This window comes from Enterococcus sp. AZ196, from assembly GCF_050498845.1.
In the GTDB taxonomy this organism is placed as follows: Bacteria; Bacillota; Bacilli; order Lactobacillales; family Enterococcaceae; genus Enterococcus_A; species Enterococcus_A murrayae.
Genome location: NZ_JBIPAM010000001.1, coordinates 789,829 through 812,509, shown reverse-complemented (window position 1 = coordinate 812,509; position 22,681 = coordinate 789,829). Strand labels below are relative to the sequence as shown.

Sequence of the window (22,681 nt, the reverse complement as noted above, 5' to 3'; positions counted from 1 at the left end):
TTTTTTGAATGATCAAAAATTTATTTTTAAGGACCAACTAATAAGAAAGGATCTAATTATGGATCGAATAAAAGCATTATTAGCAGAAAAATTTGGCTATACGCAATTTAGAAGCGGACAGGAAGAAATTATCCAAAAAGTTCTGCAGCATCAAAATGTCTTAGGGATCATGCCAACTGGTGGCGGGAAATCGATTTGTTATCAATTGCCGGCACTAGTACTTGATGGCTTGACGCTGGTAATTTCTCCTTTGATCTCCCTAATGAAGGACCAAGTAGACAGCTTGAATGAGATAGGAATCCCAGCAGCTTTTATCAATAGTACATTATCCAATTTAGAAATGAACGAACGGCTGAAGCAAGCGGCTCGAGGAGAGATCAAGCTGCTATATGTTGCTCCTGAGCGTCTAGAATCAGTGGATTTTCGCGAATTATTACGATATGTTCCTATCGAGCTTTTAGCGGTTGATGAAGCTCATTGTATTTCACAATGGGGGCATGACTTTCGACCGAGTTATCTAAAATTGGCAGAAACAATTGAGAACTTTGATCAACAGCCGACGATTATTGCGTTAACCGCTACAGCAACACCACAGGTAGCAGATGATATTTCTAGTTTGTTACATATTTCGAAAGAGAATGAAGTGAAGACAGGTTTCGCACGTGAAAATCTAGCTTTTCAAGTTGTAAAAGAACAAAAGGATCTTTATTTACTAGAATACTTAAAACTCAATAGAGGGCAGTCTGGAATCATTTATGCTTCAACACGAAAAGAAGTCGATCGTTTATATCATTTGTTGAAGCATCATGATTTCGCTGTAGGGAAGTATCATGGAGGTTTGAATGCGGACGATCGCTTGAAAAATCAAGAGGACTTTCTTTTTGATCGAATTGAGGTGATGATTGCAACGAATGCTTTTGGTATGGGAATTAATAAAAGCAATGTTCGTTTTGTGATCCATGCACAGATTCCAGGAAATCTGGAATCTTATTACCAAGAGGCCGGTCGTGCCGGAAGGGATGGATTGCCGAGTGAAGCAGTATTGCTCTATGCACCTCATGATATTCAGATTCAACACTTTTTCATTGAACAATCTCAATCGGAAATAAATTATCAACAAAATGAATACACGAAATTACGAGAAATGAATCAATATGCACACACACAAATGTGTTTGCAACGCTATATCTTGAAATATTTTGGCGAAGATCAGGCAGATTGTGGAAGATGTAGTAACTGCTTAGATGAGCGAGAACAAGTTGATATTACAGTTGATACACAAAAAGTATTGTCTTGTGTGAAGCGTATGGGAGAAAAATTTGGAAAAGCACTCGTCGCGAAAGTCTTGACGGGATCGAACGATCAAAAAATAAATCAGTGGAAGTTCCAACAGCTGCCTACATATGGGCTAATGAAAGATCATTCGCAAAAAGAGGTTGCTAACTTGATTGATTATCTTACAGCAGAACGCTATTTGATTCCTTCCGAAGGTCAATACCCTGTGTTGACAGTTTCTGAACAAGGGATTTCTGTTCTTTTGGGCAAACAAGAAGTATATCGCAAACAGGCACCAGTGAAACAATTGGTGGCAGATAATGAACTTTTTGAAAAAATGAGAACTTTGCGCTCTCAGCTCGCTCAAGAAAAAAATTTACCGCCATATGTCATTTTCTCGGACAAAACATTAACAGAATTTGCCGAAAAGCAACCTCAAACATCGTTAGAATTCTTACAAATTAAAGGAGTAGGAAAAAGTAAACTAGACAATTATGGCGATCAATTCTTGGCGCTTCTAAAAAAGGAAAACTAATTATTGCAGATCGAGTTTCTTCATCTTGAGGAAAAACGATCTGTTTTTTAGTTGAGGAATAAGATAAAAAGCTATTGCACTGAGCTGTGAGCACAATGCAATAGCTTTTTATTGAGGAAAAAAATCTCGGTAAAACTGTTTGAACAGAAAAATCGTTTTGAATGAGGGTAAAGATCAAATTATTTCAAATATTTGTGGAACGACTGTATCAATTCTAAGCAATTCATCTTCCGAAAGAATTTTTCCATCTTTACGCCAAATATTCAATCGACGTTGTTCCTTTTCAAGTGCATAATTTTCTGTAACATATTTAGCTCGGGGATTATTCAAAAATTTTTTAATAAACTGCGCGCGTAATTGGTTAAGTGACAACCCATTTTCTCCTTGTTTTAAGAAGGGGGACTCATAATGGTAAACACGTTGATCAGTTGAAATCGTTCCTCGCATAGTAATCTCCTTTAGTCATTTTAGTGAACCTATTCTAGCAGTAATTTTCGTTAAAAAAATAGAGTTATGGAAGTTCGTTAACTAATTGAAGCAATGAATTAGTGTAACTTAATCAAAGATACGCTAAGCAAGTTTGTTTTCTTTAAAAATAAAGAAGAATGTCTATATAGAGTCCAAATGGGTTGACCATGATTTAACAACAGTAGGTCCAACTCGTTCATTTAGAAATTATGGCTGATTATCTTTGATAGTTGTGATTTTGAAGATAAATGCCTGAGAGAAATCTTGAAATTTTGTCATAATTTTTTTTTCATTATGGATGATAGAAAGATGTAGTGTTTGAAAATATTTTTTAATTTTACTATTTTTATAAAATTGTATTCGAACAAGATCCATCAACAGAACGGTAATCCCTCCAGCAAATCCACAGTTATACAGGTTGATTCCTGCTGTCAGATACTGTGTATTTCTGGTAACTAATGAAAAAAAGCCGCCAGAAAATGTACCTGTAACTAAACCATATTTTCGAGTCATCGGTGCAAGAGTGCTGGCAAAAAGGATGATGACAATATTGTTCGTTGTTGCAAGATCCTGATAGAAAAGCAATGCGGTTAGAAATACTCCAAGCGCTGGGAAAAAGAAGTAACGAAATTTAAAATTATACATACTAAAACCAGCGAAAGTTAAAATGGCACCGACCAAAATTCCGCTCAAGGGAACTTTCAATACGAGCGTGAGAATCACTGCGAGATATCCATATAAGGAAAAACGAGCAATTTTCTTTAAGTCTGAGAGCAGATACTTTGAACGAGTGATATTTTTTTTATAGAAATAAAGAAAGACGAGGAGAGGGACAGTGAAAAGAGCAACAAGAAAATAAAACAAAGAGCGGTGATGCTCAAAAGAAAGAGCATGCGGAACAATTTTTATAGCTAAGACATTTCGAGTAGTCAAATTTCCGATGACACCGATAAAACCAGCAGAAAATCCCATATTATATAAATTTAATTCTTTTGTGTGAACTTTTAGAAACTCAAAGATTGGTAAGATCATGTATCCAATCAATAGCCCCGCAATTAAAGCAATCATTGTATTAGGAATAATGAAATGATCCGGCGCACTATAAATGGTACTGACAATTGGTGAGAGACAAGTACTTAACAATCCCATAACTAATAGATCTTGTCTGCCAGAGTGATGAATTCGCAGATAAAGCAAACATCCAAAAATAATTGGAGCTGAGTTTACAATATTTTTTCCGAAAAAAGAAAAACCAGAGAGCATCATGATCCCTGAAACAGTAAGTGAACAAAAATGATGTTTATGTTTACGTAAAAGAAACAGACTACTTAAGGTTAGAATCCCGCTATTTAGAAAAGCAGGTCCAACACCAGCAATATGCACATAATCCGTTACCAAATTACTCGGTGAACTGATAATGTGCTGCATTCCTATAATTAACTTTTGAGGACTGGCTAAGAAAAAGGCAGTCAATGTAATAGTTAAACCATATGAAATTAAAAAGACAAATATAAGATTTGTAGAAAGCAACGCTTGATTGGAACTTTTCAAAGAACCACACTCCTTTAAGTGACTTGAACGACAGTTACCCCCATATTTTGAAACTCCTCTAAAACTGTATCTGAACTAAATTTATCTGTGATTAAGTAATCAAAAGAGGAAACATCAGCTATTTTAAATTTAGATGTTATTCCGATTTTTCGGTGATCCGCTACTAAAATTTTACATCGGGTTGTTTTTTTAACCATCATTTCGTTAATAGCAGCCTCATTGATGAATTTGGTAGTGACCCCATTCTCTAAATCAACCCCATTACAGCCAATAATACATACATCTGCATTAACAGCAGATATAGTATTGATTGCGACATCTCCCACTAAGGACTCCTTTGGATAGCGCATCTCACCACCTGTCAAAACATAATTATAGTTGGCATTTTGCAATGAATAATTGATTTTCAAATTATTTGTTATGATTGTTAAATGCTCAGCATGCATAAAGTCGACGATCTTTAAAGCAGTCGAACTGGAATTAATAAAAATCGTGTCATCATCATGTATATATTTGTTTGCTTCTTGAGCAATGGCCTGCTTTATTCGAACAGGACCAGAATGATCATTATCAAGCTTGTTATCAAAATTAAAAATACAATAGCCAAATTTACGAATAATATCATTTTTTTCCTCTAACAAGTGAAGGTCACGACGAATCGTACTAAGCGATACATCTAAAGCCTCAGCTAACTCTAAAGTGGTCATGTGTTCATTCTTTTCTAAAATATCTAAAATGTCTTTATGTCGTTTATCAATATTAATGATCGAATTTTTCAATTTTCTTCCCCTTGCATAAAATAGTGATACAAATAATATAGTCTGTACAAAAAATGAAACCGTTTTATATGATTTTATTATACATTTTTAGATAGATAATTTATATAGAAAATCTTAAAAAAATCAAAAATTCGTATAAACAGCTATTTATATGATTTTTTTAAATAAGACTTTAGCCCTATATCATTTAGTGCTGAAGCTATGTAAAATATAAGTAACAAGTTACCTAATTTGGCTGTTAGGAGATATGATTATGAGTGTAAAGAATTTAACAGAAGCATTTAAAAGTGGTCGAGATAAACAACAACGAGCGATTTTTGCTAGTTTATTTATTTTAAGCAATCGATTACAGACATCGTTCGATAAAGTAGATCCATTTATAACTATGAAGCAATTTATGGTTTTAGTGATGATCAAGCAAGCTCCTGATAAAACACTAGACTTGACTAGTTGTGGCGAGCTATTGGGATGCTCCAGGCAAAATATCAAAAAATTAGCAATAGTATTAGAATCGAAAAAGTTAATCATGATCTCTCGAAATAGTAATGACCGAAGAAGAACAAACTTAGCTCTAACAGCAAAAGGAGAAGAATATTTCCAATCAGTAGCTCAGCTGCACAGTAAGGCGCTCGGTATTATTTTTGAAGAATATACAGACCAGGAGTTAGAACTATTTTTTTCTATTTTTATGAAATTGTATGATGGGACAGAAAAGCTAGAAGCAACAGAAAATAAAATACTCAAGGAGGAAATAGAATGACCAGTATCGTGATTTACGCAACAAAAAAAGGAAGTACTGAGCTTTATGCAAAAACCTTTGCTGAAAAAAGAGATTATCAGATTTTTGAATATACACAAGCCCCTCCAGAGGAACTGGCAAGTGCGGAAAAGATTTTCTATTTTGGCAGTGTTTATGCTGGAAATGTACTAGGTTTGGATGAACTGAAGAAAAAAATTTCTACTAGCCAGCTAATTACTATTATCTCAGTTGGACTAACTTCAAAAAATGATCAAGAAAAACTAGATGAAATCCATAATGGGATTATGAAAATATTTCCAGAAGCGAAGATGTTTCATTTAAGGGGACGACTTGAAAAAGAACAACTGAAATTACCAGAAAAGCTTATAGTTAAAATGATTAGTAAAGCTAGTAAGAAAAAAGCAGCTCACGAGAAACTTAACATTGAGGAAGCTATTGAAAAAGTTGCTGATGTCGGTAGTGTAGATTATATCAATTTGGAGGAATTAGAGATCATTAAGTAGTAAAAAAGGGGGGACAAACAAATGAAAAAGCTGATTACTATTTTTCTGGTCATAGTGGTCCTTATTTTGTGTGTGAAAATCGGTGCGAGTATTTTAACAAAAAATACTTTAAGGAAAGTGAAAATCAATGAGATTGATTTATCACGAGTAACAGATGGTGAGTATGAAGGAGCTGCAACGATTAAACCAGTATCTGTAAAGGTAAATGTATTAGTAGAAGACGGCAAAATCGCTACTATTAGAATGGTTGATCATGTGACAGGTTTAGGAAAAAATGGCGAGAAAATCGTCGATAAGATTATAGGCGAGCAAAGTTTAGATGTGGATGCTATAAGTGGGGCTACTCAAAGCAGTGTTACGATCATGAAAGCGGTCGAGGATGCTTTGTCAAAGAATAATTAGGATTTCATGTATGTGTTGCCTTTAGCTATATGGCTAGATATAATTAAACTATCAAAGAGGAAAGTAGTCGATTGATATGTTCTATATCATTTACAATAAGGTATGCATTGGAATTCGCTCCGTACAATTGAATGTACTAAAACATTGTTCGGGGCCCAATCGTTATAAATCATCAGTTTTACCGTTTTGATCAGAAACTTCAAAATTTCTGATTTATTCAGTATGTCTGACTATTTATGTGACCATTGACGATGTTTATTGTCAGTGGTCTTTTTTTGCATATTTTTAAGTGTAAAAGAGAAGTTCAGCAGAATCCTCTTTTTTACCGATATAAAGGAATGAGAACATGGAAAATTTAACTACAGGAAGTGTGACCAAGCAACTGCTCTATTTTACAATTCCGCTATTTTTAGCGAATCTGCTTCAATCTCTTTATAATATTGTTGACATGCTAGTAGTCGGAAGAATCGTTGGAAGTACTGGGGTGGCGGCTATCAGCAATGCCTCGACAATTGTCTTTATCATCAATGCAATTTGTATGGGCATCGCTACGGGTGGGACAGTCCTAATCGCACAATATCGTGGTGCAAAAAATCAACTGGCACAAAGCCAGGTGGTTGGTACAATTTACACATTAACAACAGTCATCGCTATAGTAGTCACCATCATTGGTTTTTTTATGTATAAGAATATCCTCACCTGGATGAATATTCCTAAAGGAGCTTACCAAGAAGCCTGTGAATACATGCGAGTTATATTTATCGGAACAATTTTTGTTTTTGGTTATAATGCGAGCTGTTCGATTTTAAGAGGTTTTGGTGATTCTAAACGTCCCTTGTACTTTGTGATGCTCGCGACTGTTATCAATGTTTTCTTAGACTATTTGTTAGTAGGACATTTAGAATTGGGGACAGTCGGCGCGGCTTATGCAACGATTATTGCTCAAGCCATTTCATTTGGGATTTCGGTCATCTATTTAAAAGGTCAAAATACAATTTTCAATTGTCAATTGTCGAGCTTTAAAGTTGATGGCGCAACTTTACTAAAGATACTAAAAGTTAGCCTTCCTACAGCGATTCAAATGACGGTAGTAAATATTTCCTACTTGATTATTACTATGATGATCAATGAGTATGGAGTCATTGCTACGGCTGCGGCTGGGATCGGATTAAAAATAAACACCTTCGCTGGAATGCCCTGCTGGGCGATCGGCCAGGCCGTGACCACAATGGTCGGACAGAGCATGGGAGCCGGGCTGATTGAAAGAACGAAAAAAGTTACTAAAATAGGTTTGATTGGAAGTCTGCTTGTATCATTGGTAGCTATCATTTTTATTCAACTGTGTGCGGAACCGTTGATTCAGTTGTTTGATCCATCAAATAAAGCCGTTTTAGCAGCAGGTATGAGCTATTTGAGGATATGTTGTTTCTGGAATAGTTTTTTTTATGCGACGATGTACAATTTTGATTCCTTTGCAGTCGGCATAGGATTTGCAAATTTAGGAATGGTGAATGCATTCTTAGATGCGATGATCATTCGATTACCACTATGCTGGTTTTTGGCCACCTTCCTGAAATTTGGGGTAGAAGGGATCTATTGGGCGCAAGCACTTTCGCCGATTATTCCGGCCTGCATTGGTCTGATTTATTTCTATAGTAAACGATGGCAAAGGCGAACGTTAATCTAAGAAAAAAAGTACTTTTTTCTTTAAATGTAGTGACTAATGTCAATCCCGATTTTCAAATGTAATTTTTTGCCGGTGAAAATATGCTAGTTTTTACCGATTTTCTTCCCTTTCTCATCTGTAGGTGCCTGAAGAACATCCTTATCAAGCAAGTAGTCTTTCATGCGATAAGATCTCCCAGTAATTTTGATTAGTTGAGAGTGATGGACCAATCGGTCCAATATGGCATTTGCTAATGTTGGGTCTGAGAATACTGCTCCCCATTTTGATAATGGGATATTCGTTGTAATAATCGTCGATTTCGTTTCATATCTCCTGGTGATTAACTGGAAAAAAAGATTTGCACCAACCTCTGAAATCGGTAAATAACCAATTTCGTCGATAATGAGTAGTTTATATCGGCAGTAATTTTTTATTAATGCTTCATGCCGGTTTTCTTGATAGGCTTTTGTCAATCGCTGAATCAACTCATTACACGTAATAAAATAGGTGCTGATTCGTTGGCGACAAGCTTCCATACCTATCGCCGTTGCTAAATGTGTTTTGCCAACACCGCTGCTGCCGATAAATAAAATGTTCTCTTGCCGTTCCATAAAATGCAGGCTGGATAAGTCCAGCAGTTGCCGTTTGTTTACACTCGGCTGATAGTCAAAGTCAAAATCGGACATCCGTTTTTCATAGGGGAAGTGGGACGTTTTGATATTCATTTTTTCCGCCCGTTGTTTCCTAAACGCTAATTCCCGTTCCGTTAATGAATAAAGAATATCGATTGTGGACAGTTCTTTTGTTTTTTCAGATTCTAAAAAATGAGGGAGATATTCTTTGATCTGATCTAGCTTTAACGTTGTTAGATTATCTAGTAACTCTTGGTATTGTGACATGGTGCCTCCTAATAGAACTCGTTGTTTGTGGCAGAATAGTCGTACAGATGATTGCAGCGTAAAAGTACATAGCTCCGCAGGAGCTGAAGATAGAAAAAAGGCCCTTGCTAACCACCCATAAAACCTCTAATGTTTAAGTCTCGAGCTTGAACAGGAGGTAGAAAGGTATGCTAACAATGACCGATATTAATACTATCAAAAATTTACGGAATAATCACGATAAATCGATCAATCACATAAGTAAAGAATTGAATATTAACTGGCGAACAGCCAAAAAATACGCGGATGAAGATCAACTTCCAACTGAAAAAATTTATAAGAGAACTGGAATGATGTATCAAGATGGTTGGGGAGAATACGTTTGTCTTTGGTTGTCTGAGGATTCTCGCTTGGCCAAGAAAAAGCGGCGGTCAAATCTCCGATATTTCGTTGAACTTCAAGAACTTGGCTTTAAAGGATCGTATCGTACGGTCTGTCAATTTATTAAAGATTGGAGAAGCACACATACGGAACTTCAATATGATTTGGGATTTGAACGTTTGGAACATCCACCAGGAGAAGCTCAACTAGATTTTGGCACTATGGAAGTTGAACATGAAGGAGCTTTCAAAGATATTAAAGTATTGGTTCTCACTGCTCCGTACAGTAATGCTGGTTTTGCTGTGGCGCTTCCTGCAGAAAACCAAGAATGTTTACTTGAAGGAATGAAGATGCTCTTTACTCAAATGGGCGGTATTCCCAGGACAATTCGTATTGACAATATGACAACTGCTGTTAAAGAATCTAAGACAAAATTTGAAGATGCTCAGTTGAATGATATCTTTCTCCGGTTTGCTACTCACTATGGATTTGATGTTCAAGTATGCAATCCACGTAGTGGAAATGAAAAGGGATCCGTAGAAAACAAGGTTGGTTATGTCAGGTACAATTTTTTCCCTGCTGCCCCTAAAATGGTTTCATTTGAACAACTTAATCAAGAACTGGCAAAACAACTTCGAAAAGATATGGATCGACTTCACTATGATAAAAATTGCTTGATCGAAGAATTATGGATTGAAGAACAAAGGGAACTACTCGCTCTACCAGATGTTGAATATCCTGTATTTAAAGATATTGCGGTCAAGGCAAATAAGTACAATGAAATAAAACTGGATAATACAAGAATCCATATTCCAAGAAGCCGAAACCATACTGAGTTATATGCACGTCTGACATGGAGCCATTTCAAAATTGTATCTTTAAACGGCGAGATCCTCTGTAAAGAGTTACGACCATACATGAACAAGTCGCGGCCGATTCCTTGGACCAATATCTTTGTGGATTGGAAACGAAGTTTATCTAAAATTAGTTATTCTCGTTACTGGAAATACTTGCCTCATCGAATCCAATATTTCTTGAATATTGATAATAAACGCTTGATTTATGAACGTTTAGACATGATGATTAGGCTTTTAGTAACACATGAAATGAGTTACATCAATGAACATTTCTATGAGTTCACAGAGACTATTGAAAATGCAGATTTCGGTGTTGAATGGTCCGAATATGATTCCCTTACTTCCAAGAAAAAGGGGGCTGCGTAATTGGTTGATCGATTTGATGAAATATGTAAAACACTTCATTTAGCTCACGTTCCATCTATCGTAGAGCACCGTGCTGACCCACAAACAGTTCATTTGCTTTCTGAAATATTTCAAGAAGAACTAGACAAGCGGGAACTCTCAAAGAAATTGCGATTCACCAAACTTGCAAAGTTTCCTTCGGAAAAGCGATTAGAAGAATACGAATGGCATAGAAATATTCAACTTCCAAGTTCCTCGACAAGAGAAGAACTGATTTCACTAGATTTTATAAGAAACAATGAGAATGCCGTCTTTGTTGGTGCACCAGGAACTGGAAAAACACATTTGGCTACTGCTCTTGGTATTAAAGCATGCGAAGAAGGTTACGAAACAAGATTTTGGCGCGTTTCTGAACTTGTATCAGAACTTGAAAAGTCTTGGAAGAAGCAACAGATTCATTCATTAAAAAAGAAATTTGACAAGGCACGTTTAATCATATTAGACGAAATGGGCTATGTTCCTTTTACAAAAGAAGGATCTGAACTATTATTCCAATTGATCAGTGAATGGTATGAAACAAAAAGTGTCATCATTACCTCTAACCTTGAATTTAGTAGTTGGAACAAGGTATTCATTGATCCTCGCCTTACGGCGGCCTTAGTAGACAGGCTAATTCATCACGCGCATATTTTAAGTTTCACTGGTGAAAGCTACAGACTTAAAAATGCATTATCAAAAACATAAAAATAATCGAAGATTATGTGTGGCAAAGTTATGTAATTTTCTTTGCAATCTTATGTGGAATGTTCTTGCAAAACACACTCGTCGTAGAGTTTCAAATTTTCTTGAACATAGTGTGCAATTTCTTCATCCGATTTTGACCGATAAATGTCGGACTTTAAAATTTCCTGCATATCATCTGAATGATAATTAAATTTTTTTTGACTTAAAAGGTGTCTTTGAATACATTCGCCGTTATAATGAATAGTAAGTTCGCCGGCAACAGCTTGGAGAGAAACTGTCTTGCCGATATAGCGAACGGGTACAGAGTACTTATTCTTTTGATAAATCACGAGCGATTCTTTGGATACCTTACGAGAGAGGATATCTTGTGTGTAGGTCGTTAGTAATTTCGAATCAAAGGGCAATAAGTGCTCTTTTTCGTGTGCAGTAAATTTCAGTATTGGTGGACCCTCAATTGCTTGAGAAGTTTCTTTGTTAAGCTCTTCATTGAATTCAAAAACAAGATCAATCAAATCCTCCAATGTATCAAATTCGCCATTGTATACTTTTAGTTGCTCGACCGTTCGAGCTAAGGCTTCCACTTTCCCTTTTGTTTGCGGACGATAAGGTCGACAGGCAATTGGTTTAAATCCTGCGTCTTTACTGTATTCATAGAACCTTTGGTTCCAAGTGACCTTTCTAAACTGCGTTCTACTTTGATCAACAACAGTACGCATATTATCAAACCAAATTTCATGAGGAATTCCTTCTGAAGAAAGAAAGGCATTGTTCAAACAACGAAGTAATGTATCTTGTTTTCTGTCTAGCGTTAACTCGATATACTTCCAACGTGAAAAGCCTAGAACATATAAAAATAAATTGATTTGAAACCGTTGACCCGAACGATTGTAAAGGACAAGATCTTCTTTCCAGTCAACTTGTGCAGACAAACCTGGTTGGGTTTCAATTCGGATCGTCGCTTTCTGAATGTGTGTTTTTCGCAATTGGCTGCAGTAATCTCTTAGAATAGAATCCTTCCCTTCGTAACCTTTCTTCTTGATAAAACGATAAATCGCTGAAGCAGAACAGCCTAGTTCAACTTTCTCTTGAATAATTGACCGAAAAGGATCTAATTTGCTTGGCCGTTTTTTCGGTGCAGCTTTCTTTTTAGATAGATTGTTTTCGTAATAACGTTTGACAGTGCGTGGATCACATTCGAACTGTCTAGCTAAATGGGTAAAATTAGGTTTAATATCACTCATAATATAAATTTGAACTCCTTCACGTACATCTGATCGCATAAAATCCTCCTGATTGTTTTTAAACCAGTGTACTAAAAAATGTAAGAAAAACACCATTTTTCTCGTCGGCATTTTCTTACATTCTACTGTCGGGATTCACAACTAAAAAGAGTTAGATTTTTTCGGAGTGGAGAAGTCCACTCCATTTTTCTTTGCTTTTTTTGAAGATTCCATTGTAGGCAGTTTTCAAAACCGTTTCTCTAAATTACACCGAACTATGTTAGTTTTCCCTTCATACGTAATTAGCCATAATTCCTATATTTTTCTCTTACTTTATGAATTTTCTCGATCGAATCGTTTTTACAAACACATAAAGGCCAATTTAGGAATTTTTAAGATTTCAAGAGACTCAATCTTGAATCGAACAGAATAACTTTATTTTTGACGCTTGCGTAAGAGCAGGTCATCTCTAAATTCTCGCTAAGCATTAATCCAGTCTTTCACTTGTCTATCTGACTTTATTGCGCGATTCATTGATAACTAAGGCGCTTCTCGTTTCCCATCAAGATACTCTAGAACGCTCATTTAGTTGAGTTTAAAACCACATTTAGCTATAAAAAATGCCCCCCAGAAGTTTGACTTTTGGTCTAACTTTTTTTGGGGGAGCTCATAAACAAAAAGAGTATCTCTTTTATCACTATAAATAATACTTAAATAAATCTGGTAGATCAACACGAACAAGTTCTTCTGAAGCTAAAACTAGCTGATTTTTTGAATTATAAACAGTCCCTAAGTGGTGGATCACGGAGAGTCCGCTTTGTACATTGAATAGCTTAGACTGCTGATCGGTTAATTGATTGATTGATACTTGATTCATGCCCTTATATTTTGGATCGATATTAAAAGTATCTAGGAGTTGATAAAGTGAGCCTGATAAATCATTTTCAAATAAGAAAGTATATTCTAGCGGAAAATAGTTTTTTTCAAGCATAATCGGTACGCCATCAATTTTACGAATACGTTCGACAGTTATAACGTTATCGGAACTAAATAATCGATCAAAATCAACGGGAGCAGGAAGCTCCTGAATAGAGCGAACCTCAGAAGTTAGTTTTTTTCCCTGATCTTGACAAACTTGAGTTAATGACAAGCTTCTTTGTTGAGTCTTACTGTGTTTTTTTACGAAGGTGCCTTTTCCTTGGAGACGAAACAAATAGCCTTCTTCCACTAATTCGTCAATTGCCTTGCGAACAGTAATTCTACTTACATTAAAGCTTCTTTGAAATTGTGCTTCAGAAAGCAGTTTGTCGCCAGCTTTGAGTTCTTCTTGTTTGATTTGTTGAAGAATGGCTTCTTTGATCTGTAAATAGAGAGGTTTATTCTTATCAACAATTTCTTGAACCATCATCACACCGCCTTTTCTTTATTATAAGCAAAGTAATCTGATAGTTCAACTATAGTACAAGTTTAATTTATTGCCATCAACTCGTATTGAAATAATCTCCAACATGTATTATACTTGTATTGCAAAAGGCAGAAATTACTAAAAAGAAAGTGAGGAGTTACAATGGAACTAAGAAGTATCATCGAGAAAATAAACAAGGAGCAGCAGGCAGTTGGCGGGATTAAAAATGTGGTGTGGTTAGCAGCAGGTGGAAGTTATGGCGGTTTTTATTCAGGGGACTATTTTTTAAATCAAGAGGCGTCAGAAATTCGATCTAGAAATATCACTAGTAATGAGTTTGTTAAAGCACCACCGGCTTTTGTTGGAAAAAATACATTGGCAGTTATTTGTTCAATGCGAGGAACTCCTGAAACGATCGAAGCAGCTAAGCTTGCCAAAAAACTTGGCGCAGCAACCATTGCCTTATATGTAGATGAATCAGAATTAACGGAAATCTGCGATTACCAAATTGGTTATGATTCTGTTGCAGTAGACAGCAGCGATTTTTCTAAAACCAACTCTGCTTACGGATTAAAAATTGCAATGCTAGTAATGGATGTCGTTGAGGGATACGAGCATATTGAGCTTGCACTGGAAAATTTTAAAGCGGTTAACAACATTTATAATCAAGCAGTTACAAAGATTCGAACCAAAGCGATTAAATGGGCGATTCAAAATCGTGAATCAACATCCATTCATGTCATGGCGAGTGGGGCAACATTTGGAGCGGCCTATGTTTTCTCGATTTGTAATATCATGGAAATGCTGCAAATTGATTCTCCAACTGTTAATTGCTGTGATTTCTTTCATGGACCTTTTGAAGTAATCGATGAAGAGACTTCAGTCTTCCTTCTTATTGGTGAGGGCAACAATCGATCAAATGATGAACGAGCGGATCGCTTTTTGAAGGAGTTTGGTGGAAAGAAAGTTTTTCGGCTGGATGCACAAGATATTGGTATAAACAAGTTTGATCCAAAAGTTAGTGAACACTTCAATCACTTGATTTTCTCTCCAATTTTAAACAATGTCTTTATGCGTGAACTGGCTTACCAAATCAAAAAGGATTATATGACACGGACTTACATGTGGAAGGCACAATATAATTAATCAATCCTATCACTCAGCAACTAAGTTTCTGCTGAGTGATTTTTTGCATGATAGTATAAAAGAAAAAAGGTTTGATTTTGGACATTTCTAAAAAACAGCAATCGCCTCGTTCAATTTTCCTTCAACACTTTCTCCACACAATTTTTCCATCACTCTTCGAAGTGTTGAAAGCGTTTGTTTTTTTCCTTGGTACTAGTAGTTTTAAAGCTTCTAACAGAAGTTGGCACGGTAGTTGCTTAATATAAAAGCGAGAAGAGTTATAAGGAGGATAGGGAATGAACAAGATTATTTTAGCAAGCCATGGAGAATTTTCACAAGGATTAAAACAGACGGCATCAATGATTATTGGCGATGAAGGAAATATTTTCGCGCTATCTGCATTTCGCGACGAAGATGAGCCTATCAAAAGTCAGGTGGAACATCTACTAGAAGAAATAGGTCACGATGATGTTTACATTTTGACGGATATTTTTGGCGGGAGCGTCAACAATGATTTGTTAATGATTCAAAAGGAACATCAGGAAGTCCATTTACTCGCCGGGATGAATTTACCATTGGTGATTTCTATTGCCACCCAGACTGAAAAAATAAAATCAGATCAGTTGACAACAATTATTGAAGAGAGTCGCCAAGGAATAATTGATTGCAAACAGTTATTAGTGACAGAGATTAATATTGGAGGAGACGATTTATGATTAAACTAGTAAGAATTGATTACCGATTGTTACACGGACAAGTAGTTTTTTCCTGGACTAAGTCGCAAGGAATCAATCGCATCATCGTAATCAATAAAGAAGCTGCCACAGATGAATTCAAAAAAATGTCTTTGAATCTAGCTAAACCGACAGGAGTAAAGTTGAATATCTTTACTGTCGAAGAGGCATTATCAAAAATGGTAAAAGTAGAAACATTAAAAGAAAATATTATGTTGATTTTCGGAAATACAAAAGAAACTTTAGCTTTTTGTGAAGCATATCCAAAAATCAAAGAAATCAACTACGGCGGAATACCAAAGACGAACAACGGGAAGCAATTTGGTAGTGCGATTTTCTTAAATGAAGAGGAACAGGTAGAAGCAAAAAAATTGAAGGAGATGGGAATAAAGCAATATATGCAGCAGATACCAACCTCTAAATCAGAAGATTTAAATAAATTAATTTAAAAGGAGGGCTTTAAATGTTGGTTCAATCAATAGTTTTAGGATTGATTGGTGTATTTGTCATGTTAGACTCTCGGCTGTTAGGACGATTAAATTTTGAACGTCCGCTGATTGTTGGGACCCTTGTAGGTTTAGCTTTGGGGGACCTGGAAAAGGGATTGCTGGTGGGAGCATCGATTGAATTGATCTCACTAGGAGTTGTTCAAGTTGGAGCAGCCGTACCAGCGGATATGACATTAGGCGCAGTTATCGCAACAGCATTTGCAATTTTATCTGGTTCAAACGCCGAAACAGCTTTAACAATTGCGATTCCGATCGCGATTTTAGGACAGCTTTTGGGGATTTTGATGCGGACTGTTTTAGCCAGTTTGACACATCGAGCCGATTCTTTAATTGAGGAAGGGAAATTTAAAAGCGCACAGCACATTCACATAGTCTGGGGAACGATTTTGTATTCAGTGATGTATTTTGTACCAATCTTCTTAGCTATTTATTTTGGTACAGACTTAGTTAAGACGATCGTTGATGCGATTCCTGAATGGATTACTGATGGGTTGAGTTTAGCAAGTAAGCTTCTGCCAGCATATGGGTTTGCTTTATTGCTGCAAACGATGCTGTCTAAAAAAATGATGCCATTTTTAGTTTTAGGTTTCTTGATCACTGCTTATTCAGGATTAGGAATTACAGGAGTCGCTTTATTTGCCGGAATTGTCGCTTTTGTCATGTATCAAATTGAAGCAAATAAATCTGGTGGAAACGGTGGTAATGGTGCAGCAGAAGAGCCTGATGCATTAGATGATCTATAAAAGGAGGTTAACAAAATGGCAAAAGAAAAAGATCAAAATGGTCGTAAATACTGGCAATTCTTTTGGCGCTCATGGGCTATTCAGGATTCTTGGAACTATGAACGTGCTATGAATATGGGTTTCTTATACGGAATCGCTCCAACATTGGACCGTATTTACAAGGATCCTAAAGATGAAGAGTTGAAAAAAGAAGCCTATCAACGTCATATGCTTTATTACAACTGCACCCCACAAACAAGTGCTTTTGTATTAGGATTAGCAGCTTCGATGGAAGAACAATATTATGAAGACCAAGAAGGGTTTAACCCAGATACAATCAACTCAGTAAAAACGTCATTGATGGGACCATTGTCTGGTATCGGTGATTCCTTCTTCCAAGGAACTGTTCGTGTTTTGGCGTTTGGATTAGGGATTAATTTAGCACAGCAGGGAAGTATTTTAGGGCCGATTTTAGCCATGATTATTTCCTTTGTTCCATCTTATCTAGTGACTTATTATGGTGGGAAATTTGGTTATAACATGGGGAACAAATATTTGGCTAAACTTTATGAAGGCGGTTTGATGGACCGGGTGATGTATGTCTGCTCGATTATCGGTTTGATGGTTATTGGTGCAATGATCGCCAGCATGATTGGAATTACGACACCCATCAAATTCGGTAAAACATTTGTATTGCAAGATGTTTTGGATAGTATCATGCCTCAAATGTTACCGTTTGCCTTAACGATGTTTATGTATTGGTTGCTGCAAAAGAAAGTAAATACAAGCATCATGCTTTTAATTTGTATTATTGGCGGCTTGATTTTGAGTGCTCTAGGGATTTTTGTTTAATTCTGGTAGTTGAAGCAGACTCGTGATGTGGTGCAAACATCACTGTTTCGTTTCTCTAAATAAAAAAGAAAACTGAGGAGGAATTCAGAAAGATGAATTCAACGATGGAACCAAAAGAAATTATTAAAGAGATTGTCGGAAAGCAAGAAGTGAAACACGTTGTTTTCGTTGGCTGTGGCGCGTCAAAAGCAGATTTGTATCCAGCAAAATACTTTTTAGATCAAAATGCGAAGCAATTACGCATTAGCCACTACACAGCCAACGAATTCAACTTTGCTACACCAACTTCGGTCGATGAGAACACAGTTGTGATCTCAGCTTCACTTGGAGGTGCAACTCCAGAAACAGTAGAAGCCAATGCCGTTGCCAAAGATAAAGGTGCTACAGTGATAAGTTTAACACGAATAATCGACGCGCCGTTAACAAAAGATGCAGATTATGTGATTTATCATGGATTTGCTGAAAACTATGCAACCAAACTTGAAAAAACAGGCTATTGTCTGCTTTTAGCAGTAGAACTACTAAACCAAGTGGAAGGCTATGAGCATTATGATAAGATGATGAATGCTTTTGCTAAAATTTATGACTTGGCACAAGAAAGTGCAGAATCGGCCCGCAAAGCAGCGAAACAATTTGCACAACGTTTTAAAGACGAAAAAGTTATTTATATCATGAGTAGCGGTGCTACGCATGAAGTAGCCTACTCATCATCTGTTTGCCTGATGATGGAGATGCAATGGATCAATTCGGGAACTTTCCATGCTGGCGAATTTTTCCATGGACCATTTGAAATCGTCGATAAGGATGTACCATTTATCTTGTTGATGAACGATGGAAAAACACGAGCGATTGACTCACGAGCGTTAGCCTTCTTGGATCGCTTTGATGCAAAAACCGAAGTGGTCGACGCTTTAGATTATGGATTATCTGCTCACGTAGATAAAGAAGTTTTAGACTACTTCAATCCATTTGTTATTACCGCAGTCTTCAGAGTATATGCGGAAGAGCTATCTTATGCTAGAGAACATCCACTTACAAAACGTCGTTACATGTGGAAACTTACTTACTAATCATAAAATTATGGCGAAAAAACTGAGATATGTCTTCTCGGTTTTTTCGCACTATTAAAAATTTTAGTCTCGTAGGCGAAAAGAAATGCTATACAATAGAAGTGAAGGTACATCAAATCGATTAAAAGCAGGTGACGAAATGAAAAAGGAATTGGATGAATATTTATATGAATTAACAATGAATCTGAAAGAAGGATCTGAGGAGCGTTTCTCAGCTTATAAGATCGCTGAGTCACTGCAATTAAATCGAAGTACCATTAGCAGTTACTTGAATCAAGCATTTCGTGAAGGAGAACTAGTAAAAATCAAGAGTTATCCTGTTTTATTTTTACATAAAAAAGCTTTAGAGGATGCTTTGATTGAAGTGAGTAAATTAGAGTACGATTCGCTAAAAGAATTATTTGCGCAAGATAGTGGAAATGCGATCGAAGAAATCATTGGAGCCAACGGTAGCTTAAAAGAAGCGATTGATCAAATCAAAACAGCTGTTTTATATCCGCATAACGGCTTGCCGATTTTGCTGATGGGCGTAAGCGGCTCAGGAAAGACCTTTTTAGCAGAAAAAATCCATGAATATGCTAAAGAACAGCAGGTAATTGATCAAAAAGCGCCGTTTATCGCCTATAATTGCGCTCAATATTTCAATAATCCTGAGTTATTATCATCTGCACTATTCGGACATACTAAAGGCGCCTTCACTGGAGCAGATCAAGAACATAACGGACTGATTGAAAAGGCGGATGGAGGTATTTTATTTTTAGATGAGGTTCATCGACTGTCAGAAGAAGGTCAGGAAAAATTATTTACCTTTATGGATACTGGAGAATTTTCACCGATGGGAGACACGAGTATTCGACGAAAGGCTAACGTCCGTTTAATTTTTGCTACCACTGAAAATGTCTATTCGGCTTTCTTGCCCACTTTTTTAAGACGGCTGCCGGTAATTGTTACCTTGCCTAAATTTCAAAACCGACCGCAGTCTGAGCGTCTACGATTGATTGATTCCTTTTTTATTGCAGAAAGCAGTATTTTAGACAAAGAGCTGCAAGTTTCCTACCAAATGGTTGATTTTCTATTGAATAGTGATCTAGAAGGAAATGTAGGGAAAATCAAAAATATTATTAAGTATGCTTGTGGTAATGCCTATGTTCATCAAAATAATAAGGAGACTATCGCGGTTCGTTTAAAAGATTTGCCGTTGGAATATAACCTGAAGTTCAAGGAACAGTTTAGCAAGCCGAAAAAGCGGATGTCTAACCGAACCTATTTACCGAATACAAAGCAACAAATCCATTTGGAGAGTAAAGAAACACAGCTTCTTCGTAGTTTTTTTGCCGAACTGGTATCAGAGTTCAAAAAGGTCCAACAAAAAGAAAGCTTAGCACAAAAATTTATTGAAGATAATGTCAATCGTGTTACGCAAATGATGGACGAATTTATTTTCCAAGGAACTTACGAGAAAGAAGAATCCCTTTATTCGGTCTTAACTTATCATATTCGCCAAACTTTGGATATGATGTATGAAAATTATGGATTCGAGCAAGATGGCAATCGAGTAGTTTCTTTAGCTAGTTATCTTTATCTGAAGGATAATACTGATATCCTAAGCAGCGATTATGAGTGGCAGGAACTAAAAAATGGGCTGATAGAATTTTTAGCTTCTTTCTTAGAAACGCCATTTTGGTATGCAAAAAAATTATTGACCTACTTGTCACAGCAATTAGACCAGCAAATCTTAGAAGAAGACATTGTTTTTGTTACATTTTACTTTTACAGCTTACAAATCAATGATTTAAGAAACGACGTGAAATGTATCGTATTAGCGCATGGCTACTCGACAGCCAGTAGTCTAGCTAACGTGGTGAATCGTATGTTAGAAAAAAATGTTTTTCAAGCATATGATATGCCCATCAACATCACTCTTGATAAAGTAGAAAGTCAGATTATTCGTTATATTAATGATTACCGAACAGATTCTGGTTTGATTTTATTAGTAGATATGGGCTCTTTCAACCAATTGGGCGAGCGGTTGTCAAATCATATCAAGAGTCCGTTAGTTATTATTGATAACGTGAGTACACCGCTTGTCTTAGAGGTTGGACAGCATATTGTAAACGGCGATAGCGTGACCGAAGTGTATAAGGCAATAAACGTGGAAAATCGAATTCAAAAGCAATTGATTATTCCAGAAATCAATAAGAAAAAGGCAATCATCACCTGTTGCTATACTGGCATGGGAAGCGCTACACAAATTCAGGAGATATTACAAAAATGCTTAGGTGATTCAGCTAAAGAATTGACAATCCTCCCTTATGATTATAAAAAATTAGCGGAAAACAAAATGTATGAGACACCTTTTCAGTTGTACGATGTTCTCATGATCGTGGGTACAGAAAATCCTAAGATCAATCAAGTCCCTTACATTGGATTAGATCAGCTGATCAATGGGGAAGCTGTTTCTGAATTTGCGACATTGCTGCAGGCACAGGTTGACATTAATAGCGAAGCCTTTAAGAATCAATTAATTTTCAATTTTTCGATTAATAAAATTGTAGAAAATTTGACAATTTTAGACGCGACGAAGGTTCTCCAGCTGGTTCAAAAGGCAGTTAAGGAACTAGAAAAACTAATGGAAATTGAATTTTCAAATAATCAGTTGTTCTTACTATATATGCATTGCTGTACCATGATCGAACGAATTTTACGCAAAGAAAGTGTAGATGAACAAGAGGACATCGAAGAATATGTACAAAAGGAAGGTCATAATATGGAATTGATCCATCAGGCGTTCCAAGAAGTCGAAAAGGAATATACGATCGAGATCCCTTTGCTAGAGCTTCGATTATTAAACGATATTGTAAAGGACTAGGTGAAAAATGAAAAAAGCAGTAATTTTTGATATGGATGGTGTGTTGATAGACAGTGAGCCGTTCTATTTCGAAAGACGGATGGACTATTTTAAAGAAAAAGGTATCCGACCTGGATCAAATAAGTTTGAAGATTATGTTGGCAATTCTGAAAAACAGACTTGGGAGATACTGGTTCCAAAAGATGAAACTAAAAGGAAACAACTTCAACGGGATTACCTTCATTATAAAAAGCAAAATCAAATCGATTTTTCAAAAGCATTAAGAAGTTCTGTTTCTAAGGTATTAGATGAATTATTAGAAGCTGGTTTTTCTTTGAGTTTGGCATCGTCTTCCCCCCGTAGTGAAATCGATCAAATGTTATCTGATTGCAAGCTGATGGACTACTTTTCTTATACGATCAGCGGTGAAGAGGTAAAGGAAAGTAAGCCAAATCCTGAAATCTATTTGGTTAGCCAAGAAGTATTAAAATGCGACGACTATCTAGCCATTGAAGACTCACCTCTAGGAATTGCTGCTGCGAAAGCGGCTGGAATCTACACGGTTGCTTTGCAGCAAGATTTTTTGTTGGATCAAAAAGCAGCAGATAGTATCATTAGTGACCTGAAAGAAATTCTGGCACTGCCGCAATTAACACGTTAATAACAGCGAGAACTTCTTATCAAAATCGATAAGGAGTTTTTTTGATAAATTACTTTATTGCAAATCTACTTTTTTTGTATTAGAATTACGTCAATCAATAATCATGCATTGAAGAGAAGAGTAGTTGACTGGGAAACGATTAAAGAGACCCTCGGCAGGTGAAAAGAGGGATTGTGGAGAATCAATGAAGATGAGCTCTGAGCCTTTAGTTTGTTCACGCAAGCTGGACGGGAAGCGACCGTTACATCGCCGGGTATGTCTGTACCGTTGAGGTATTGTCTGTGAAGGCAATACAAATAAGGGTGGTAACGCGAAAATATTCGTCCCTTTATTTATCAGTAATCTGGTAGATAAAGGGATGGATATTTTTTTATTTGTCAAAAAAAAATTG

21 protein-coding genes and 1 other annotated feature are annotated in these 22,681 nt (G+C 36.4%); of the genes, 15 read left to right on the top strand and 6 right to left on the bottom strand.

Annotation, left to right across the window (positions count from 1 at the left end; genetic code table 11):
- The first annotated feature begins 58 nt into the window (after window positions 1-58).
- The gene (gene recQ, locus IGI67_RS03925) at window positions 59-1,810 is read left to right on the top strand and encodes a DNA helicase RecQ (RefSeq protein ID WP_429956816.1); all 1,752 of its coding nucleotides are present in this window, start codon (window positions 59-61) and stop codon (window positions 1,808-1,810) included.
- Window positions 1,811-1,984: 174 nt separating this feature from the next.
- On the opposite strand, the gene IGI67_RS03920 is transcribed toward recQ, so the two are convergent.
- From IGI67_RS03920 to IGI67_RS03910, 3 genes are all read right to left on the bottom strand, one after another.
- Window positions 1,985-2,257, bottom strand: a complete 273-nt coding sequence (locus IGI67_RS03920; RefSeq protein ID WP_429956815.1) for a hypothetical protein — start codon at window positions 2,255-2,257, stop codon at window positions 1,985-1,987.
- 228 nt (window positions 2,258-2,485) lie between these two features.
- Window positions 2,486-3,829: a DUF1576 domain-containing protein gene (locus IGI67_RS03915; protein WP_429956814.1), complete on the bottom strand. Its 1,344-nt coding sequence runs from the start codon at window positions 3,827-3,829 to the stop codon at window positions 2,486-2,488.
- Between the two features lie 14 nt (window positions 3,830-3,843).
- Entirely contained in the window at window positions 3,844-4,608 is a 765-nt protein-coding gene (locus tag IGI67_RS03910) for a DeoR/GlpR family DNA-binding transcription regulator (protein WP_429956813.1), read from the bottom strand.
- 253 nt (window positions 4,609-4,861) lie between these two features.
- Here IGI67_RS03910 and IGI67_RS03905 point away from each other — a divergent pair, with 253 nt between their 5' ends.
- From IGI67_RS03905 to IGI67_RS03890, 4 genes are all read left to right on the top strand, one after another.
- Entirely contained in the window at window positions 4,862-5,368 is a 507-nt protein-coding gene (locus tag IGI67_RS03905) for a MarR family winged helix-turn-helix transcriptional regulator (protein ID WP_429956812.1), read from the top strand.
- Window positions 5,365-5,871 carry a flavodoxin domain-containing protein gene (locus IGI67_RS03900; protein ID WP_429956811.1) on the top strand — a complete coding sequence of 169 codons (507 nt, stop codon included), beginning with the start codon at window positions 5,365-5,367 and terminating at the stop codon, window positions 5,869-5,871. Before IGI67_RS03905 ends, IGI67_RS03900 begins: the two co-directional genes overlap by 4 nt.
- 21 nt (window positions 5,872-5,892) lie before the next feature.
- Entirely contained in the window at window positions 5,893-6,273 is a 381-nt protein-coding gene (locus tag IGI67_RS03895; protein ID WP_429956810.1) for an FMN-binding protein, read from the top strand.
- Between the two features lie 346 nt (window positions 6,274-6,619).
- The gene (locus IGI67_RS03890; RefSeq protein ID WP_429956809.1) at window positions 6,620-7,960 is read left to right on the top strand and encodes an MATE family efflux transporter; all 1,341 of its coding nucleotides are present in this window, start codon (window positions 6,620-6,622) and stop codon (window positions 7,958-7,960) included.
- An 83-nt stretch (window positions 7,961-8,043) separates the two neighbouring features.
- On the opposite strand, the gene istB (IGI67_RS03885) is transcribed toward IGI67_RS03890, so the two are convergent.
- Window positions 8,044-8,838 carry an IS21-like element helper ATPase IstB gene (gene istB / locus IGI67_RS03885; protein ID WP_429956808.1) on the bottom strand — a complete coding sequence of 265 codons (795 nt, stop codon included), beginning with the start codon at window positions 8,836-8,838 and terminating at the stop codon, window positions 8,044-8,046.
- Window positions 8,839-9,005: 167 nt separating this feature from the next.
- On the opposite strand from istB (IGI67_RS03885), the gene istA (IGI67_RS03880) reads away from it, so the two are divergent.
- Together istA (IGI67_RS03880) and istB (IGI67_RS03875) are read left to right on the top strand one after the other, a co-directional pair.
- A complete protein-coding gene (gene istA / locus IGI67_RS03880; protein WP_429956807.1) occupies window positions 9,006-10,421 on the top strand; it encodes an IS21 family transposase in 1,416 nt (471 codons plus the stop codon).
- Window positions 10,422-11,144: an IS21-like element helper ATPase IstB gene (gene istB, locus IGI67_RS03875; RefSeq protein ID WP_429956806.1), complete on the top strand. Its 723-nt coding sequence runs from the start codon at window positions 10,422-10,424 to the stop codon at window positions 11,142-11,144. It begins immediately after the preceding gene.
- Window positions 11,145-11,194: 50 nt separating this feature from the next.
- Here the strand turns inward: istB (IGI67_RS03875) and istA (IGI67_RS03870) are convergent, their stop codons facing one another.
- Entirely contained in the window at window positions 11,195-12,424 is a 1,230-nt protein-coding gene (gene istA / locus IGI67_RS03870; protein WP_429956805.1) for an IS21 family transposase, read from the bottom strand.
- A gap of 637 nt (window positions 12,425-13,061) precedes the next feature.
- The gene (locus tag IGI67_RS03865) at window positions 13,062-13,769 is read right to left on the bottom strand and encodes a GntR family transcriptional regulator (RefSeq protein WP_429956804.1); all 708 of its coding nucleotides are present in this window, start codon (window positions 13,767-13,769) and stop codon (window positions 13,062-13,064) included.
- 162 nt (window positions 13,770-13,931) lie between these two features.
- Between IGI67_RS03865 and IGI67_RS03860 the strand changes: the two genes are divergently transcribed.
- The 8 genes from IGI67_RS03860 (at window position 13,932) to IGI67_RS03825 (ending at window position 22,290) form a co-directional block, all read left to right on the top strand.
- A complete protein-coding gene (locus IGI67_RS03860; protein WP_429956803.1) occupies window positions 13,932-14,915 on the top strand; it encodes a sugar isomerase in 984 nt (327 codons plus the stop codon).
- 275 nt (window positions 14,916-15,190) lie between these two features.
- The gene (locus IGI67_RS03855) at window positions 15,191-15,610 is read left to right on the top strand and encodes a PTS sugar transporter subunit IIA (protein ID WP_207106637.1); all 420 of its coding nucleotides are present in this window, start codon (window positions 15,191-15,193) and stop codon (window positions 15,608-15,610) included.
- Window positions 15,607-16,077, top strand: coding sequence for a PTS sugar transporter subunit IIB (locus IGI67_RS03850; RefSeq protein ID WP_429956802.1), 471 nt, complete (start codon window positions 15,607-15,609; stop codon window positions 16,075-16,077). Before IGI67_RS03855 ends, IGI67_RS03850 begins: the two co-directional genes overlap by 4 nt.
- A 14-nt stretch (window positions 16,078-16,091) precedes the next feature.
- Entirely contained in the window at window positions 16,092-16,880 is a 789-nt protein-coding gene (locus tag IGI67_RS03845) for a PTS mannose/fructose/sorbose/N-acetylgalactosamine transporter subunit IIC (RefSeq protein WP_429956801.1), read from the top strand.
- A gap of 15 nt (window positions 16,881-16,895) precedes the next feature.
- Window positions 16,896-17,711, top strand: a complete 816-nt coding sequence (locus IGI67_RS03840; RefSeq protein ID WP_207106634.1) for a PTS system mannose/fructose/sorbose family transporter subunit IID — start codon at window positions 16,896-16,898, stop codon at window positions 17,709-17,711.
- 92 nt (window positions 17,712-17,803) lie between these two features.
- Window positions 17,804-18,781, top strand: a complete 978-nt coding sequence (locus tag IGI67_RS03835) for an SIS domain-containing protein (protein WP_207106633.1) — start codon at window positions 17,804-17,806, stop codon at window positions 18,779-18,781.
- A gap of 139 nt (window positions 18,782-18,920) precedes the next feature.
- Window positions 18,921-21,650 (top strand): sigma 54-interacting transcriptional regulator, encoded by a 2,730-nt coding sequence (locus IGI67_RS03830; RefSeq protein WP_207106632.1) that lies wholly within the window; start codon window positions 18,921-18,923, stop codon window positions 21,648-21,650.
- Between the two features lie 7 nt (window positions 21,651-21,657).
- A complete protein-coding gene (locus tag IGI67_RS03825) occupies window positions 21,658-22,290 on the top strand; it encodes an HAD family hydrolase (RefSeq protein WP_429956800.1) in 633 nt (210 codons plus the stop codon).
- Between the two features lie 99 nt (window positions 22,291-22,389).
- Window positions 22,390-22,621 (top strand) — a binding site (T-box leader).
- Window positions 22,622-22,681 lie beyond the last annotated feature (60 nt).